Below are 18,031 nucleotides of genomic sequence, written 5' to 3' on the forward strand. Positions count from 1 at the left end.
ACCACCCCCCGACCGTCGCTGCACCCCCTCAAGAATGACCAAACACCCCCTCGCACACTAAAATGTCCGCTTTCCGACATCCCGCGCGTCTTTAACCGGTCGCGCCGCCCGTCATGCAACATTTCGCGTCCGACAACTATGCCGGCATCTGCCCCGAAGCGCTCGACGCGCTCATCGCCGCCAACAACAGCGGCCACGAACCGGCCTACGGCGACGATTCCTGGACCAACCAGGTCTGCGACCGTCTGCGCGAACTGTTCCAGACCGACTGCGAAGTGTTCTTCGTCTTCAACGGCACGGCCGCCAATTCGCTTGCGCTTGCGTCGCTGTGTCAGTCGTATCACTCGGTGATCTGCCATGAACTCGCGCACATCGAGACCGACGAATGCGGCGGCCCAGAATTCTTCTCCGGCGGCTCGAAGCTGCTGACGGCGCCGGGCGTCGGCGGCAAGCTCACGCCAGATGCAATCGAGGCGGTCGTCACGCGCCGCGCCGACATCCACTATCCCAAGCCGAAGGTGGTCACGCTCACCCAGTCAACGGAAGTGGGCACCGTCTACAGCGTCGAGGAAATCCGCGCGATTGCGGCGATCGCCAAGCGGCGTCATCTGAAGGTGCATATGGACGGCGCGCGTTTCGCGAATGCGGTGGCTGCGCTGAACGTGCATCCGTCGGAGATCACGTGGCGCGCGGGCGTCGACGTGCTGTGTTTCGGCGGCACCAAGAACGGCCTGCCGGTGGGCGAGGCAGTGGTGTTCTTCGACCGCGCGCTCGCCGCCGACTTCGCGTATCGCCTGAAGCAGGCGGGCCAGCTTGCGTCGAAAATGCGCTTCATCTCCGCGCCGTGGCTCGGGCTGCTCGATAACGACGTCTGGTTGCGCAACGCGCGTCATGCGAACGCAATGGCCGAGCTGTTGCAAACACGCTTGCAGGAAATTCCCGGCGTGCAAATCATGTTTCCGCGCGAATCGAACGCGGTATTCGCGCAGCTGCCCGCGCAAGCGGCCAGAGCGATGCATGCGCGCGGCTGGAAGTTTTACGAGTTCATCGGCGCGGGCGGTTGCCGGCTGATGTGTGCGTGGGACACGCAGCCGCAAACCGTGGAGCGTTTTGCGGCGGAAGTACGCGAGCTATGCGCAGCGTAAGATTGCAGACGCCGGGCTAAGAGCCCGCATAACACCCAGACCCCACCATGACAGACTATCGATTTTGCCCGCGCTGCTCGACACCTCTCGTCGAGCGGGCCGACGCGGAGCATGAGGGCGGCCGCATCCGCCAGAGCTGTCCCGATGCGCAATGCGGCTACGTCCATTGGAACAACCCGCTGCCGGTGGTCGCGGCTATCGTCGAATACGAAGGCAAGATCCTGCTCGCGCGCAACGCGGCGTGGGCGGAGGGCGTCTTTGCGCTGATCACGGGCTTCCTCGAAAACGGCGAGACGCCGGAAGAGGGCATTGCGCGCGAGGTGTGGGAAGAGACGTCCTTGCACGCGGAGTCGGTCGAACTGATCGGCGTGTACGAGTTCATCCGCAAGAACGAACTGATCATCGCGTATCACGTGAAGGCGCACGGCACCATTTCGCTGTCGCCCGAACTGCTCGAATACCGGCTGGTGGAGCCGGCAAAGCTGCGGCCGTGGCGCGCGGGCACCGGTCAGGCACTCGGCGAATGGATGCGGCGGCGCGGCTTGCCGTTCGAATTCGTCGACAGGCCCGGGCAGTAAAGAAGCCGCATTCGTCGAATGCAGGACTCATGCAGCCGCGCGAGCCGCTCATCGAGCCACGCGCCGCGATTCAACGGATAACCCCAGGCACCTCACAGCCACCTCACAGCTACCTCACAGCCACATACGTTCGAGCCCACGCCCATGTCGAAACCCGCACCGTCCGCACGAAGCTCGTATCCGCACTTTCTCGCCATCACCACGCGCTGGATGGACAACGACGTCTACGGCCACGTGAACAACGTTGTCTATTACAGCTACTTCGATACGGTCGTCAACGAGTACCTGGTCCGCGCCGGCGTGCTCGATTTCGAACGCGGCGCGACCATCGGACTCGTGGTGGAGACGCAGTGCAACTACTTCGCGCCGCTGGTATTTCCCCAGCGCGTCGACGCGGGCCTGCGCGTAGCGCGGCTCGGCACTTCGAGCGTGCGCTACGAAGTGGGCCTGTTCCGGGAAGGCGACGACGCAGCCGCTGCGCAAGGGCACTTCGTGCACGTGTATGTGGATCGCGTGACGCGCCGTCCGGTGAATCTGCCGGATACGCTGCGCGCGGCGCTCGAGCCGCTTGGCGTCGCCAGCAACGCGGCCGCGGACTAGGCACGTGCAGTCGTTCGTCATCAACCTGCTGAACGGAATCAGTTTCGGCTTGCTGCTTTTCATGCTGTCGGCCGGCTTGACGCTGATTTTCAGCATGCTCGGCGTGCTCAACTTCGCGCACGCGAGCTTCTACATGCTGGGCGCGTATGTCGGCTACTCGGTGGCCGCGCGAGCCGGCTTCTGGGTTGCGCTCGTGATCGCGCCGCTCGTCGTCGGCTTGCTCGGCGCGGCGCTCGAGCGCTGGCTGTTGCGTCGTGTGCGCAGCCACGGCCATCTGGCCGAGTTGCTGCTCACCTTCGGCGCCGCTTATGTGCTCGGCGAACTCGTCAAGCTCGGCTGGGGCTTGAGCCCGCTTGCCGCAAGCGTGCCGGCCGCGCTCGACGGTCCGCTTTTCACGCTCTACGGCGCGGCCTTCGCGCGTTATCGCGCATTCATGATGGCGGTTTCGCTCTGCATGCTGGCGCTGTTGTACGCGGTGCTGCGCGTGTCGAAAGCGGGGCTCATTGTGCGCGCGGCGCTCACCCACGCAAGCGCTGTCGAAGCGCTCGGCCACGACGTGCCGCGTGTCTTCACCGGCGTGTTCGCGGCGGGCACGGCGCTCGCGGCGTTGGCTGGCGTGATCGGCGCGCCGCTTACGGTCATCGAACCCGCAATGGCCGAATCGCTCGGCTCGATAGTGTTCGTGGTGGTCGTGATAGGCGGGCTCGGATCGCTGGGTGGCGCGCTCGTTGCATCGCTGCTGATAGGCTGTGTGCAGACGCTTGCCATCGCGAGCGACGTCTCGCTCGGCGACGTGCTCGCCGCCTTCGGCGCGTCCTTGCCGCAGGAATGGGACGCGCTCACGCTCGCTCAGCTTGCACCGCTGATTCCGTACCTGCTGCTCGTCGCCATGCTGGCGCTGCGCCCGCGCGGCCTGTTCGGACGGCGCGACGACCATGCGTGAGCGCATCGAGCCGGCTCGCCGAGTCGCTGCGACGGCGAGGCCCGAAGCCAATGCGGGAGCCGCGCAAGCGAGGCGTGGACGGCTCGTCACATGGAGCCGTCTGCTGCCGTGGCTCGCGCTGATTCTGCTGCTCGCGCTGCCGCCTCTCGTCTGGCGGCAAAGCTGGCTGCTCGCCTATCTCGCGCAGACCGCGACGATGATCGTCTTCGCGCTCTCCTACAACCTGTTGCTCGGCGAAACGGGGCTGTTGTCATTCGGCCATGCCGCGTATGCCGGCCTCGGCGCACTGATCGCCGCGCACGTGTTCAATCGTTTCGGCGTGCCGCTCGCGCTGCTGCCGCTCGTCGGCGGAGCAGGGGCCGCGCTATGCGGCGCGTTGCTCGGTTTCATCTCGACGCGCCGTGCGGGAACCGCATTCGCCATGATCACGCTCGGCATCGGCGAACTGGTTGCCGCTGCCGCGTGGACCTTGCCGGACTGGTTCGGCGGCGAGGCGGGCGTCGCGATCGACCGCGCGAGCGGACCGGCGTTCGGCGCGTGGACATTCGGCCCGGCCCGCGAGGCCTATACGCTGATCGCGTTGTGGTGTCTGCTCGCGAGCGTGGCGATGTTTGCGCTCACGCGCACGCCGTTCATGCGCGTTGCCAACGCGGTGCGCGACAACCCGGTGCGTGCGGCGGCCATCGGCTGCTACCCGCGCCGCATCCGCTACGGCGTCGTGGTTATGTCCGCGTTTTTTGCGGGCGTCGCGGGCACGCTGGCGCTGATCAACGTCGAACTGGTGTCCACGGAAAGCGTGAGCATGCTGCGCTCCGGTTCCGTGCTGATCGCGACGGTGATCGGCGGCACCGGCGCTTTTTTCGGACCAGTTGCAGGCGCGGTCGTGCTGACGTTTTTCAGCACGGCGGTGGCCAGCGTCACCCGCGCCTGGCTCTTCTATCTAGGGTTGTTTTTCGTCGTGATCGTGGTGGCTGCACCGGACGGTCTCGCCGGTTTCCTCGCGCGCCACGCGGCGCGGCTCGTGCGATACGGCTGGCGGTCGTGCCGAGCCGTCTACCTCGCCGGCACGGCGGCGTTTGTGCTGTGGAGCGCCGCCGTCGTGCTCGCGGTGCAGTGGGCCTACGCTGCGCAATTCGACGCTGACCAAGGCGCGGCATTCGGCTCGGTATTCAGCGTGACACTCGGCCCGGCACTCGGCGCGAGCGGCGTGGCTTCGCTGCTGTCATTCGTCGGCTCGTCGCCTACGCGGCTCAGCCTCGCGATTTTCGCGCTCGCTGCGTGCGGCACGCTGGCGGCTTTCGCCGCGCGCCGCGCGCAGCACCGTTTTGCCGCGCAGGCTCGTACACAGGGACCTGCACAGGGACCGGAGCAGGCACCTGCGCAGGCCGCCGCGCTGCACGACTCGGGAGACGCGCGATGATCCCGGCGCTCGCGCTGTCCGGCGTCGAAAAGCGCTTTGGCGCCACGCAGATTTTGCGCGGCGTGAACCTCGCCGTCGAGCCGGGCGAGCGCCATGCGCTGATTGGCCCCAACGGCGCGGGCAAGTCCACGCTGTTCAATCTGATCGCGGGCGGCGCGCGGCCTAACGCTGGACGCATCCATCTGTTCGGCGCGGAGATCACACGGCTTGCGCCGGCCGCCATCACGCGCCGCGGCCTCGCGCGCAGTTTCCAGAGCACGAGTGTGTTCGCGCGCCTGAGCGTGTTCGACAACCTGCGCTGTGCAGCGCTCTTCGCCGAGCGCGACCGCATGCGCTGGTGGCAGCGGTTCGCGGCTTCGTCCACGGTCGATGCGCGCGCGTGGCAGGTGCTCGAGGCAGTCGGGCTGGGCGAGCGCGCGCATGTGCCGGCCGGCATGCTCAGCTATGCGGAACAGCGCGCACTAGACCTCGGCATTGCGCTCGCGAGCGGCGCGCATACGTTGCTGCTCGACGAGCCGACCGCCGGCATGAACCGCGCGGAAGCGGCACGTGCAATCGAGCTGATCCGCGAGGCCACAGCGGGCCGCACGCTGTTGATGGTCGAGCACGACATGAACGCGGTGTTCGCCATCGCGGATCGCATTTCAGTGCTGGTGCAAGGGCGCGTCATCGCCACGGGCACGCCCGCGGCGATCCGCGCGGACGCCGCGGTACGCGCGGCCTATCTCGGCGAAGGGTTCGAGCAGCGAGGCGAACTATGACGCCTATGACGCCTTTGCTCCACATTCGCGGACTCAACGCATGGTATGGCCCGAGCCAGGCCTTGCACGGCGTGAACCTGCGCATCGACGCGGGAGAAGTGCTCGCGCTAGTCGGCCGCAACGGCTCTGGGCGCTCCACGCTCGCCCGCGCGATCATGGGCCTCGTGCAATGCGAAGGCGAGCTGCGCTTGGCCGGCCGCTCGCTTGCCGGACTGCGTACCTTCGAAATCGCGCGGCTCGGCATCGGCTACGTGCCGGAGCATCGCGATGTGTTTGCTGGGCTGAGCGTCGGCGAAAACCTCGAGTTGGGCGTCGCGCCGCGGCGGCGCGAAAGCAGAGCCGGACAGCCCGCACGCTTCACCGTCGACGACGCGTACACGCTCTTTCCCGTGCTGCGCGAACGCAAGCGCACCCGTGCGGGCGTGCTGTCGGGCGGCGAGCAGCAGATGCTGGCGCTCGCACGTGCGCTGCTCGGCGACCCGGATCTGCTTGTCGTCGACGAACCGGGCGAGGGCCTCGCAAGCGCGGTCATGCAGCAGGTTGCGCAATGTCTGCGCGTGCTGCGCGAGCGCGGCATGGCGATGCTGCTGATCGAGCAGCGACTGGTGATCGCGCGCGACCTGGCGAGCCGCGTCGCGGTAATGGGTCATGGCGAGATTGTCTTCGACGGCGAGCTGAATGCCTTCCAGCAGCGCACGGATGTCATGCGCGAATGGCTCGGCGTGGGTTGAGGCGGGCTCGCACGATCTTCTTACTCCCGCAGCGCGGCCCTCGCCGAAAAGCCGACGGCGCGACCGTGTTTGAATTGCACTGATCGACTCCGCGCTCACGGCCGGCACGCGGGGCTTTGCACTGACTGCGCCCGCCGATTCAAACGCTTGATTGTTTGGTGAGCATCCTCCAGAAATCTTGTCGGCAGCGCGCTGACAAATAAAGACAATCATGAAGGCACGCGGCGCATGCGCGGCTAATGCGCGTCCGTTGTAAGCGTCGCGGCTTCAGGGAGGAGACATCATGAACGACACAGGCGCTTTCGATGAAGAGCCCGAAGGCAATGCATGGCCCGCCCGCGCGCGTCGCGCGCGGGTGGCGGCATTGCGGTGCAACTGGCGCGTGCCGCTGCGCGCGGGCACGGCGCTTCTGAGCGCGGCGCTTTTCATGTCGGCCTGCGCCGCCTCGACTTCCACGATGAACGCCGGGCCCCCGGTGGGCTCTTCAGAGTCGAGCGCCACGGGCGCGCAAGCCGCCGTGACGCCACGCCCTGCGATAGAAGCCGCCAAAGCGCGACAACTCGCGGCCGAGAGAAGCGTCGCGGCGCGCGTGCCTGCCGCGAGCGGCATGAGCGTGAAGCGCAGCCGCGCGCTGACGCTGCGCGACTCGGGCATAGACGGTTCACTGATGTTCGCGCGCGACGTCGACTTTCGCGTGACGGGCGACATCGGCTTCATGATCCACGACATGGCGGCGACCCTGGTCCCGGCGCGGGCCGGCGAGCCGATTGTTTTTGACGACCCGACGAGCGTGGTCATCGACGTGCATCGCGGCGAAGTCACGCTCGACAGCGCAAAGCTCACTGCGATCTTCAACCGTTACCTGTTTAGCTACGAGGGCTCGCCGTTGCGCAACATGCGCGTGGCGCCGCAAGACGGCGGCAGCCTGCGCATTACTGGCGAGATGCGTCGCGACACGTGGGTGCCCATCGTGCTGTCCGGCTCGCTTGCGATGCGCAGCGCCGACGAACTGGCGTTCCATGCTAATCATGTCGAGGTCGCGGGTGTTGCGGCCGACCGCTTGATGCAGGCCGCGCATGTAAAGATGGCCGATCTGCTCAAAGTGCAGACGCCGATTGCGCGCCTTGACGGCGACGACGTCGTGATGCAGGTCGCGAAGCTGACGCCGCCGCCCGCGCTGCGCATGCGGATCGCGAGCATTGCCACGAGCGCGGCGGGCGTGCGCTTCACGCTCGACGACGGCACGTTGCCGCGCATAGACTGGCCCGCCAACATGCCCGCGCGCGGCATGCTGCTGCAAGGCGGCGATGTGAAGTTCATGCGCTCCATGCCGATGAATATCGACATGGCGTTGACACCCATCGACGCGGGCGCGCCGTTCGTGCTCGATTTGTACCACTATCGCGAACAGATGGCCGCCGGCTATTTCACGTTCGACGAAGCCGGTGCGCTCGACGTGCACCTGCCTTCGTTCACCGCTGTCGCAAGCACGGCGAAAGAGCTGCCGCAGGAGATCGGCCGCGCGAGCGCGCGCTTTAACGACAGCCTGATTCGCGCGCAGCAAGCTTCGCTCGCCGCGGCGCGGCTCGTCTGGCAACACGTGCCGCAGAGCGCGCAAAGCGCTTCGGCGGCGCGCGCGATGCCTGTGAGCCTGCGCCCAACGTTGCCCGGCCGCGGGGAGGCGGCTCGAACACCGGCACCCAACGACGAGCGTCGTTCGCTCGCCAACACTGCGTTGATTCATGTGGAAAACGTGGACTTCTATGTAGCCGGGCGCATCGGTTTTCATGTGCGTTCACTCGACGCGCAGTTGGTCCCGAAAACGCGAGGCCAACCGGTCGATCTCGACGATCCCGAGCAGTACGACATACGCATTCTCGGCGGCGAGGTGGTGGAGCCGTGGCCCGCGATGGCCGCGCTATTTAACGACTATCTACTCGATTACGAGCCGCGCTCGCTGAACGACCTTCACTTGAAGCCGATGGACGGAAAGCTCGAAGTGACAGGCGGCATCAAGCTATGGAACCACTTTCCCGGCGTATGGCTGCCTACTACGATGAGCGGCACCATTGTCGCGCGAGACGAGCGGCATCTCGTGTATCAGCCGACGTCCGTCAAGGTGCTCGGCGTGCCGCAGGCCGCATTGCTGCGTGCGCTCGACATTCCGCTTGCCTCGCTTACGCCGTTCGCGCGCAAAGGCGTCGCGCTGCAAGGCAATGAACTGGTATTCGATCAGTACACCGTATTCCCGCCGCCGCTGTTGCAAGGGCGCCTTGCGAGCGCGACCGTGACCGACGACGGCCTCGTTCTCGCGTTCAGGCGCGAGACCGGCGCAGCGCTCGCGCGAGCGCCGGCCAACGCGGCGAAAAGCTATGTATGGATCGAATCGGGCGACGTGAAAATGTTCAACTCGCTCGTCACCAACGCGCGAACTTTCATCAGGGACAGCTCGAACCCCGGCGCGATGAAGTTCGACCTGTACGGCTATCGCCGGGACGTTTCGAAGGGGACGGTGCGCATGGGCGCCGACGGCGCGCTCGACGTGGATCTCGCCGCGCGCGGCAAATGATGCGGCGCGCGGCAAGCGGCCCGCTCACGCATCCTTATTGATGATCCACTCGTGCGCCGGGTCGTTGCGGAAGTGCCAGACGCGCTGCGCGCCCGCCATCACGTTCAGATAATACGAGTCGTAGCCATAAGGCACGACCACGGGATGATAGCCGCGCGGCACCATCACGACGTCGTGATTCTCAACGGCCATGGATTCGTCGATATCGCGCGTATCGGTGTACACGCGCTGAAACGCAAAACCTTGCGGCGGATTCAACCGATGGTAATACGTCTCTTCGAGCGAGCTCTCGTGCGGTACGTTGTCGGTATCGTGCTTGTGCGGCGGATAGCTCGAAGCATGGCCGCCAGGCGTTCGCACTTCGACAACCAGCAGCGACTCTGCCGGTTCCGTTTGCGGCAGAATATCGCAGACGTACCGCGTGTTGAAACTCCTGCCGCGCGTGGAGCGCTTCATGGAGGAGGGCTCGATCAGCCGCGCAGGGAACTCGCCTTTGGCGGGCGCGCTCGCCACGCCGATCTCAGCATCGCGGCACGCACGCACGGCCGCCCGTACGCCGGGCGGCAAATACACGGCGTAGGGCGCGGCGTCTTCGAATACGCTGTCGCGCGAACCGAGCGACGACCATTTGTCGTGCTCCGTTTCAACGTCCACGGCGCCGGCCAGCACCACGATGCACACCTCGCGCGCCGGCTCGAACACGTGTACGACTTCATTTGTGCCCAGCCGATAAGCGGCAAAGCCGACGTATCGCCAGCAGGCCGACTGCGGCGTTACGCGCGCGATTGTCTGGCCCTCGCGCTCGGCCTTTACCAGTAGACTCATGCTGCCTCCTGCGTAGTGCGCGGCTTGTTGCTCGCGGTCGTATCGAGCGGTGCATCAACTAATGCGCGCAAGGTGTTGAAGCCTTTTTGCGCGTATTCGAACGAAGGCGCGACAACCGGGTCCTGTTCTGCTTCGACCACCAGCCACCCCGAATAACCATGCTGCTTCAGCCGCGCGATGATGGACGGAAAATCGACCGCGCCGTCGCCCGGCACGGTGAACGCGCCCGCCATGACCGCGTCGAGAAAACTCCAGTTGCGATTGCGCGCGAGCTTCATGACGGCGGGGCGCACGTCCTTGCAATGCACGTGACACACGCGGCCGATGTGCTTATCGAGCACGCCAAGCGGATCGCCGCCCGCGAACGTGATGTGTCCCGCGTCGAACAGCAGTCCGACTGCGCCGCTCGTGCGCGACATTAGCTGATCGACGTCGGCCGGCGTTTCGACGTAGGCGCCCATGTGATGATGGTAAGCAAGCCGCACGCCGCGACTAAGCGTGTAGCGTGCGAATTCGTCGACGCGTGCGGCATACGCGGCCCATTGCGCGTCGCCGAAAAAACGCGGCCGTTGATAAAGCGGTCTCTGCGCACCCTGAATCGAATCGGCGACTTCGCCGTACACCATGACGCTCGCGCCGTTTTGCGCGAGCAGTTCGAGGTGCGGGCCGACTTGCGCGATTTCTTCTTCGACGCTGCGCCGCGCAAGACGTCCGGAATACCATCCGGAGACGAGCGCGAGATCGTATTGCGCGAGTAGCGTCTTCAATGCCTCGGGCTCACGCGGAAACTTGTTGCCGAGCTCGAAGCCCTCGTAGCCGATCTGGCGGCCTTCGGTCAGCGCGACTTCCAGCGGCGTTTCACCGCCGAGCGAGGGCAGGTCGTCGTTCATCCACGACAACGGGTTGATGCCGATGCGTACGTTGAAAGCGGTCATGCGAGCGATCCCTTGTCGTTGGCTTCGTGGGTGGGCACAGCGGTGCCGTGGCTATTGCGAGTCGTGTCGCCGTGGCCGGCGTCCCCGCCGCCGTCATCTTGAGGCGGCGCGCCGCGCGCTTTACCGCGTGCCGCAAGCTGCGCCTCGTAGCTCGCCCGCGCGTCGCGCACGCCCGCTCGCGGCGATACTTCGGGCACCGCGACTTCCCACCACCAGCCGCCTTCTGCCGTGGTGCGCGCCGGGTCAGTGTCAATGCTGATCACGTACGTGCGGTCTGCGGCGCGTGCACGTTGCAGCGCAGCCTCGAGTTCGGCGATGTTCGCCGCGTGTTCCGCGTGCGCGCCGAGGGCTCGCGCATGCGCGGCGAAGTCGATGCGCGGGGCGCCAAGCGGTCCCTGTCTGCAGTCGTCGAGCAGATTGTTGAACGGCGCGCCGCCGCATGCCTGCTGCAAGCGGTTGATGCAGCCGTAGCCGCGATTGTCGAGCACCACCACGATCAGCTTCGCGCCCAGCATGACGGAGGTGGCAATCTCGCTGTTCATCATCAGATAGCTGCCGTCGCCCACCATCACGATCACTTCACGTTCGGGGCGCGCAAGTTTCGCGCCGAGCCCGCCGGCAATTTCATAGCCCATGCACGAGTAGCCGTACTCGACGTGATACGCGCCCGGCACCGCTGCCCGCCACAGCTTGTGCAATTCCGCGGGCAGGGTGCCCGCCGCGCAGACCACGATGTCATGCGCGGGCGAGTCGGCACTGGACCTTTGCACCGCGCCGATCACGTCGCCCTCGTAGGGCAGCACGGCCTCGTGCTGCGGCGCATGGGTGAGCGCCTGCACCGCGTCGCGCCAGTTCGCCGCGAGTTCGCGGGCGCGTGCAGTCCATGTGCGGTCCGCATGCCAGTCGTGAAGGCCTGCGCTGAGCGCGTCGAGCGCGAGGCGCGCGTCGGCCTGCACGACCTGAGCGCGGTGTTTGAGGCCGTCGAACGCATTTGCATTGATGCCGATCACGTGCGCCTGCGTAAAAAGCGAGTTCGACCCGGTCGTGAAGTCCTGCAGGCGCGTGCCCAGTGCGAGCACGCAGTCGGCTTCGCGCGCGAGTGCGTTGGCGCCAGGCGAGCCCGTTACGCCCAATGCGCCTGCGTTCAGCGGATCGTTCCATGCGAGAGCACCCTTGCCCGCCTGCGTCTCCGCCACCGGAATGCCGTACGCGGCGGCAAAGCGTTGCAGTGCCTCGCTCGCGCGGCCGTACAGCACGCCGCCGCCCGCGACGATCAGCGGGCGCCGCGCGTGCTGCAAACGTTCTATTGCGGCGCTAATCTCGTCGGCGCGCGGCGCAGGCGAGTAGAACGTAACCACGCGCGGCGCGAAGAAATCGGCGGGGAAGTCGAACGCCTGCGCTTGCACGTCTTGCGGCAATGCGAGGGTGACCGGGCCGCACAAAGCTGCATCGGTGAGCACGCGCAGCGCGCGCGGCAGCGCACTCAGCAATTGCGCGGGATGGACGATGCGATCGAAGTAGCGCGACACGGGCTTGAACGCATCGTTCGCCGAAACGCCGCCATCGTGCGCATCTTCGAGTTGCTGTAAAACAGGGTCCGGCGCTCGCGAGACGAAAATGTCGCCCGGCAACAGCAGCACCGGCAGACGGTTCACGTGCGCGAGCGCTGCCGCTGTGAGCAGATTGGTCGCGCCCGGTCCGATGGACGTGGTGACCGCCATCATGCGGCGGCGAAAATGCGCCTTCGCGTACGCAATCGCGCTGTGTGCCATTGCCTGCTCGTTATGCGCGCGCAGCGTCGGCAACGCGTCGCGATGCTGATACAGCGCCTCGCCCATGCCTGCCACGTTGCCATGACCGAAGATTGCGAATATGCCGCCAAAGAGCGGCTCGGTGCCGAGGCCGTCTTCTGTCGTGACGCGTTGCGCGGCCAGATAGCGCACGAGCGCCTGTGCAGTGGTCAGGCGCAGCGTGCCGCCCGCGCCCGCGCCGCCTGCTAGTGCTTCGTCAAGCTCGTCGCGATGCTCTGAAAAGCGCTGATTCATGCAGCTTGCTCCTGATGAACGTGCGTATTCGCGTCGCGTTCGGCAGCAGCGGATTCGCGCGCCGCGCGCCACGATGCGATCAGCGTTTCGAAAATGCGGCGCACGCGCGCAATCAATTCGTCGTCGCCGATTTCGCCTGCGAGCCATGCATGGCTCGGCTCGTGGAAGATGGTGCGGCCCACGGTGAAGCCGCGGCACGTGGACGAGCGCGCCGCCGCGCGAAAGCCATCGTTCAACTGCTCGACGCCCGCCGACAAACCGAGCAGCACGACGCCCCGGCAGTACGGATCGCGCTCGGCGATCAGCGCGTCGACCTGGCGCCACTGCGCGGTATCCATCGGCTCGAGTTTCCACCATTCGGGGTAGATGCCGATGTTGTAGAGCCGCTTCAACGCGCGGTAGACGACGTTCGGACCTTGCGGCAGGCTCGCGTGCTTCGGCGGAATCACCTCGAGCAGCAACTCGTGGCCGCTCGCCTGGGTCGCGTCGTAGAGCGCGCGCAATTGCGCTTCCTGTTCGAGACGCTGTTCGATCGGCTCGTCGGGATGGAATTGCACGAGACACTTCGCGACATGCTCGCGCGGCCATGTCGCGAGCGTCGTGCCCACCGAGCGGCCGTGGTCGAACACGAGCGGCACCGAGCCCGGCAATTCGACCGGGCGGCCGATCCACCAGCCGCGGCCGGTCGCGGCATTGAGCGCGTCCTGGCCATAACGGTCGTCGATCAGTACGCCGATGCGCCCTTGCAGGCCCAGCGCGCCTTCGGTCTGCGCGACCGCTTCGACGAACAGGCCCTTGAGCCGCGCAATACGCGTCTCGCTGGCCCCCGTTTGCTGCGCCAGTTCAAAGAACTGATTGCGATGGTCGAACGCAAAGCCGAGTACTTCGTGCCATTGCTGGCGCGCGGGCGTCACGCGATGCAGGCGCGCGAGAGTCGCGTCGCGATCCGGCCGGCGCATGCGTTCGGGATCGGCCTTCGCCTCGCGCAGGAAATAGTCGAGTTCGGCGGGCGTCGGCATGGCCGGCGCGCAGGCGTGGCGCGATACGACCAGCGCGCCGCTCGCGTTCGCGGCGCGTGCGCAGGCTTCGAGTGGTTGATCGCGCAACCATCCGGAGAGAAAGCCGGAGGCGAACGCGTCGCCCGCGCCGAGCACGTTCAACACTTCAACTTCCACGCCGCCGTGAACCGGCAGTTCATCGAGCGAGGCGGGCACGTTGCCGTCGACGATCTGGCAGCCCATCGGTCCGCGCTTGAGCACGAGCGTCGCCGACGTAAGCGCGCGCACCGCCGCGAGCGCGTCCACCAGTTCGCCCTTGCCGCCGGCAATGCGAAACTCTTCCTCCGTGCCTATCACCAGATCGAACAGCGGCAGAATGCGCTGCAAATGCGCGGTGACGCCTTCGCTCGCGACAAAGCGCGTCTCGCCGTCCGCTTTGCCCGTGAGCCCCCATAGTACCGGGCGATAGTCGATGTCGAGCACGGTGCGCACGTGGTTGCGCCGCGCGTAATCCAGCGCGCGGCGGCTCGTGCGGTTCACCTGTTCGGTGGAGAAGTGCGTGCCGGTAATCAGCAGCGCTTTCGACGAAGCAATGAACGCCTCGTCGAAGTCGGCTTCGTCCACGGCCATGTCGGCGCAATTCTCGCGGTAGAAGATCAGCGGGAACGTGTCGCGGTCCTTCAACCCGAGCAGCACGAGTGCGGTAAGGCGCTCGTGGTCGACGCGCACGTGGCTCACGTCGCAGCCTTCGCGCATTAACGTTTCGGTGAGAAAGCGGCCCATGTGGTCGTTGCCGACGCGCGTGAGCATGGCCGCCGACAGTCCGAGTCGCGCGCAACCAAATGCAATGTTCGCCGACGAACCGCCGAGATACTTCGCGAAGCTCGACACGTCCTCTAGACGCGCGCCCACCTGCTGCGCGTACAGATCGACGGCAAGGCGGCCAAGGCACACAATGTCGCGGCTGCGGCCTCGCGCGAAGCGGCTCTCGCCGCTGCTGCCGCACGCGCTCGCGGTTTGGTCGGCGCTTTGCACCGGCGTGCCGCTGAATGTACTGGAATGAGCCATGAATACCCCTGAATGACGGAGCGCGGCGAGCGGCGCCAGTCGGCCGCTGCCGCGCGAATGAATCAGATCGTTGCGCCTTCGAGTTCGCCGATCATCTTCTGCATCTCGGCGCCGCCCGCCATCATGTCGAGCACTTCGTCCTTGCTGATGGTCTCCTTGGTGAACGTGCCGAGCGATTTGCCGCGATTGAGCAGCGTGAACGAGTCGCCAATCGGGTAAGCGTGGTGCACGTTGTGCGTGATGAAGATCACAGAGATGCCTTTCGCGCGTGCCTTGTGGATCAGCTTGAGCACGTTGAAGCTCTGCTTCACGCCAAGTGCGGCGGTCGGTTCGTCGAGAATCAGCACGCGTGCGCCGAAGTGAATGGCACGCGCTATCGCAAGGCACTGTTTCTCGCCACCTGACATGGTGCCGATAGGCTGATGCGGATCGCGTACGTGGATGCCCATTTCGGCGAGCTTGTCGCGCGCGGTGGTGGCGCTCGTTTCCAGGTCCATCACGTTCAGGAAGCCGAACAGTTTCTTCTGCGGTTCGCGCCCCATGAAGAAGTTGCGCGCGACGGACAGAAGCGGCACGAGGGCGAGGTCCTGATACACGGTGGCAATGCCGAGGTCGAGCGCGTCTTTCGGCGACTCGAACAGCACTGGCTTGCCGTCCACCAGATACTGGCCCGACGACGGTTGATGCACGCCGGCGAGTGTCTTGATGAGCGTCGATTTGCCCGCGCCGTTGTCGCCGAGCAGGCAGTGCACTTCGCCGCGCTTCAGGCGCAAGGTCACGCCGCTCAGGGCAATGACCTTGCCGAAGTATTTGCTGACGTTTTCCAGCGCGAGGATCACGTCGTCGCCGGAGGCTGCCGCCGTTGTCGTTGCCGCTGTCGCTGTTGTTGCTGTTCCCACTGACGAGCCGGTGGCCATGCTGTTTGCCGCCCCGTTAGTCACGTTGCTGGTATCGGACATGTCTTTCTCCTTTTACGATTGCGACACGCGACGGCGCACATAGTGATTGAACAGCACCGCGATCAGCAGCATGACGCCGAGGAACACGCGGAACCAGTCGGAACTCACGTTCGTATAGGTAATGCCGATCTGCACCACGCCGAAAATCAGCGCGCCGAAGCAGGCGCCGACCACGGACCCGTACCCGCCCGTGAGCAAGGTTCCGCCGATCACGGCGGCGATGATCGCTTCGAATTCCTTCTGCAAACCGCGGTCGGCAGCCGCCGAGCCGATATCGCACACTTGCAGCACGGCGAACAGGCACGAGCAGAACGCGGTCAGCACGAACAGCAGAATCTTCACGCGGCGCACCGGAATACCCACGTTTTTCGCCGCATTGGCGTCGCCGCCCACGGCGAGAATCCAGTTGCCGGCGCGCGTTTTGGCGAGTACGAACGCGCAGATCGCGGCAAGGGCGAACCACCACAGAATCACCTTCGGAATGCCGGGCACGAGCGCGTGGCCGTTATCGAGCAGCGTGCCGATGCCGTGGTGCGCGAGCAGTGTGAAAAGCCCTTGCAGCGCAACGCCGTGAAAGAGCGTGTTGGCGAGCCAGTCCTGCTGCGCGAGATCGCCCACACCGGAGACGATGGTGCGGTCCGCGAACATGATGGACAGCGCGAGCGTGAGGCCGCGCAAAATGAACAGGAAAGCGAGCGTGACGATGAACGACGGCAGTCGCGTGCGCATCACCAGATAGCCGTTGAGCGCGCCCAGCAGCATGGAGCCGGCGAATGCGAACAGGATCGCGAGCGAGATCGGCCAGTGGAAATAGACGGTGGGAATCGCGACCATCATGCCGGCAAAGCCGATCATCGAGCCGATCGAGAGATCGAACTCGCCTGCGATCATCAGCAGGCACGCGCCCACCGCGAGAATGCCGAGGTACGCGGACACCTGCGACCAGTTCATCACGCCGTCGAGATTGAACATGCCGGAGCTGCCGGCGGTCAGCGCGAAAACCAGAAACACCAGTACCGCGCCGGAAATCGCGGCGAATTCGGGGCGGTTCAGCAAGTGACCGAACCAGGACTCCTTGCGTACGCGCTCGTCGGCCTCGGGCCGTGACGCCGCGTTGTGCGAAGCGGCGCTGTTCGAGTCGACGTGCGGCGGGAAGTGTTTGCCTGCTACACCCATGATGTCTCCTTGGAGCCGGCTGTGCGTCCGGGCAGCGGAAATGCGGTGCGGGAACGACAACCGGTGAAGTGCGCGCCGGCGGCAACGTTGCGCAGCGAAAGCGTTGCCTGCCGCGCGCGCGTAACTAGCGAGGAAAAAGAATCAGCGGTACTGCCCGGCGTATTTGATGACCTTATCGAGGTTGTCCTTCGTGATGAAGCCCGGACCCGAGCGAATGTTCTTCGGTCCATACGACGGCGCGAGGCCGTATGTGGCAAGCCGTGCCTTGAATTTCGGATTCGCTTCGAGCAGCTGGCGGATCTTCGCGGGGTCCGTGGTGTGCTCTTTCTTTACGATGGCCAGCACGGCGACCGGAATATAGCCTTGCAGATAGGGCTGCTGATCGATCGCGAACTGGATCGTGCCGTTCTGGATGGCCTTGGCGATGTCGTCGGAGAAATCGAACGTACAGAAATAGATCTTGCCCGCAAGGCCCATTTGCTGAACCGCTTTCAGGGTAGCGGAGGCCGGCGTCGGTCCGAGCGTGAGAATCGCGCCGGTGTTCGGATGGTTGCGCAAATAGGCGCTGACCTTGGACTGAATCTCGGTCGGGTCCTGGCCGGAGTCGATGGTGGACGCCTTGTAGTCGACACCGATTGCGTCCGCGAAGCCGCGGCAGCGGTCGAAAGAAACGGTGTTGGTCGCAAGGTGATTCACGCAAAGAAACGACTTCACGCCGGCGGCTTTTGCTTTCTCGCCGGCGGCTTTGCCCGCGACGTACTCCGGCTGCCCGACGTGCATGATCGCGCCGAGTTGCGCGCTCTGTTCCTCGGTGCCCGAGTTGATCGTGACGAGCGGGATTTTCTTTGCGGTGACCTTGTTGATGGAACTCTTCAACACGTCGTAATCGGCGATGGTGACGATCACGCCGTCATAGTTGCGCGCGGCTGCCTGTTCGACGAGGCGCGCCATGTCGGCAATGTCGCCGTTCGGCGGGTTGCGGTAGTCGGTCTCGACGTTGAAGTCCTCATCAGCCTGCTTGATTGCATTCTTGATGGTGTTCCACCACGAATCGGAGTCCGGCGCGTGGCTGATCAGCACGAAATGACCGTCGGCCGCGCGGGCGGCCGAGGCCGCTGCAAATCCCGCCGCCAACGTCAAAGCCGTCACCAGAATCCTGAGCGTAGCCTTGCCCTTGCAAAGTCTCATGTCTCCACCTTTCTCGGTCTGTCGTTATTGAAAGGAGCGACGCACGTCCGCCGAAGCGCCATCGCTCACGACCAAGATTAGGTCATCTTC

The 18,031-nt window shown here is 65.4% G+C and carries 15 protein-coding genes; 8 read left to right on the plus strand and 7 right to left on the minus strand.

Annotated features, from left to right (window positions below; genetic code table 11):
- Positions 1-113 precede the first annotated feature (113 nt).
- From JNB89_RS24240 to JNB89_RS24275, 8 genes are all read left to right on the plus strand, one after another.
- The gene (locus JNB89_RS24240; protein WP_220363889.1) at positions 114-1,145 is read left to right on the plus strand and encodes a threonine aldolase family protein; all 1,032 of its coding nucleotides are present in this window, start codon (positions 114-116) and stop codon (positions 1,143-1,145) included.
- A gap of 47 nt (positions 1,146-1,192) precedes the next feature.
- On the plus strand, positions 1,193-1,723 hold the full coding sequence (locus JNB89_RS24245; protein WP_220363890.1) for an NUDIX domain-containing protein: 531 nt from the start codon (positions 1,193-1,195) through the stop codon (positions 1,721-1,723).
- 144 nt (positions 1,724-1,867) lie between these two features.
- Positions 1,868-2,323, plus strand: coding sequence for an acyl-CoA thioesterase (locus tag JNB89_RS24250; protein WP_220363891.1), 456 nt, complete (start codon positions 1,868-1,870; stop codon positions 2,321-2,323).
- A gap of 4 nt (positions 2,324-2,327) precedes the next feature.
- A complete protein-coding gene (locus tag JNB89_RS24255; RefSeq protein ID WP_220363892.1) occupies positions 2,328-3,266 on the plus strand; it encodes a branched-chain amino acid ABC transporter permease in 939 nt (312 codons plus the stop codon).
- Positions 3,259-4,686, plus strand: a complete 1,428-nt coding sequence (locus tag JNB89_RS24260; RefSeq protein ID WP_220363893.1) for a branched-chain amino acid ABC transporter permease — start codon at positions 3,259-3,261, stop codon at positions 4,684-4,686. The genes JNB89_RS24255 and JNB89_RS24260 overlap by 8 nt, the downstream gene beginning before the upstream one ends.
- Positions 4,683-5,447 (plus strand): ABC transporter ATP-binding protein, encoded by a 765-nt coding sequence (locus tag JNB89_RS24265; protein ID WP_220363894.1) that lies wholly within the window; start codon positions 4,683-4,685, stop codon positions 5,445-5,447. The genes JNB89_RS24260 and JNB89_RS24265 overlap by 4 nt, the downstream gene beginning before the upstream one ends.
- A 5-nt stretch (positions 5,448-5,452) precedes the next feature.
- Positions 5,453-6,178: an ABC transporter ATP-binding protein gene (locus JNB89_RS24270; RefSeq protein ID WP_220363938.1), complete on the plus strand. Its 726-nt coding sequence runs from the start codon at positions 5,453-5,455 to the stop codon at positions 6,176-6,178.
- A 283-nt stretch (positions 6,179-6,461) separates the two neighbouring features.
- Positions 6,462-8,747, plus strand: coding sequence for a hypothetical protein (locus JNB89_RS24275; protein ID WP_222859045.1), 2,286 nt, complete (start codon positions 6,462-6,464; stop codon positions 8,745-8,747).
- Between the two features lie 24 nt (positions 8,748-8,771).
- Here JNB89_RS24275 and iolB read toward each other — a convergent pair whose 3' ends face one another.
- The 7 genes from iolB to JNB89_RS24310 form a co-directional block, all read right to left on the minus strand.
- A complete protein-coding gene (gene iolB, locus JNB89_RS24280) occupies positions 8,772-9,572 on the minus strand; it encodes a 5-deoxy-glucuronate isomerase (RefSeq protein WP_220363895.1) in 801 nt (266 codons plus the stop codon).
- Positions 9,569-10,507, minus strand: coding sequence for a myo-inosose-2 dehydratase (gene iolE, locus JNB89_RS24285; protein WP_220363896.1), 939 nt, complete (start codon positions 10,505-10,507; stop codon positions 9,569-9,571). Before iolE ends, iolB begins: the two co-directional genes overlap by 4 nt.
- Positions 10,504-12,552 (minus strand): 3D-(3,5/4)-trihydroxycyclohexane-1,2-dione acylhydrolase (decyclizing), encoded by a 2,049-nt coding sequence (iolD, locus tag JNB89_RS24290; protein ID WP_220363897.1) that lies wholly within the window; start codon positions 12,550-12,552, stop codon positions 10,504-10,506. Before iolD ends, iolE begins: the two co-directional genes overlap by 4 nt.
- Positions 12,549-14,618, minus strand: coding sequence for a bifunctional 5-dehydro-2-deoxygluconokinase/5-dehydro-2-deoxyphosphogluconate aldolase (locus JNB89_RS24295; RefSeq protein ID WP_220363898.1), 2,070 nt, complete (start codon positions 14,616-14,618; stop codon positions 12,549-12,551). Before JNB89_RS24295 ends, iolD begins: the two co-directional genes overlap by 4 nt.
- 62 nt (positions 14,619-14,680) lie before the next feature.
- Positions 14,681-15,535 carry an ATP-binding cassette domain-containing protein gene (locus JNB89_RS24300; RefSeq protein ID WP_223216849.1) on the minus strand — a complete coding sequence of 285 codons (855 nt, stop codon included), beginning with the start codon at positions 15,533-15,535 and terminating at the stop codon, positions 14,681-14,683.
- A 54-nt stretch (positions 15,536-15,589) separates the two neighbouring features.
- Positions 15,590-16,753 carry an ABC transporter permease gene (locus JNB89_RS24305; protein ID WP_220363899.1) on the minus strand — a complete coding sequence of 388 codons (1,164 nt, stop codon included), beginning with the start codon at positions 16,751-16,753 and terminating at the stop codon, positions 15,590-15,592.
- A 141-nt stretch (positions 16,754-16,894) separates the two neighbouring features.
- The gene (locus tag JNB89_RS24310) at positions 16,895-17,941 is read right to left on the minus strand and encodes a sugar ABC transporter substrate-binding protein (RefSeq protein WP_220363900.1); all 1,047 of its coding nucleotides are present in this window, start codon (positions 17,939-17,941) and stop codon (positions 16,895-16,897) included.
- Positions 17,942-18,031 lie beyond the last annotated feature (90 nt).

Origin of the sequence: Paraburkholderia phenoliruptrix (genome assembly GCF_019511605.1) — a bacterium.
In the GTDB taxonomy this organism is placed as follows: domain Bacteria; phylum Pseudomonadota; class Gammaproteobacteria; order Burkholderiales; family Burkholderiaceae; genus Paraburkholderia; species Paraburkholderia phenoliruptrix_A.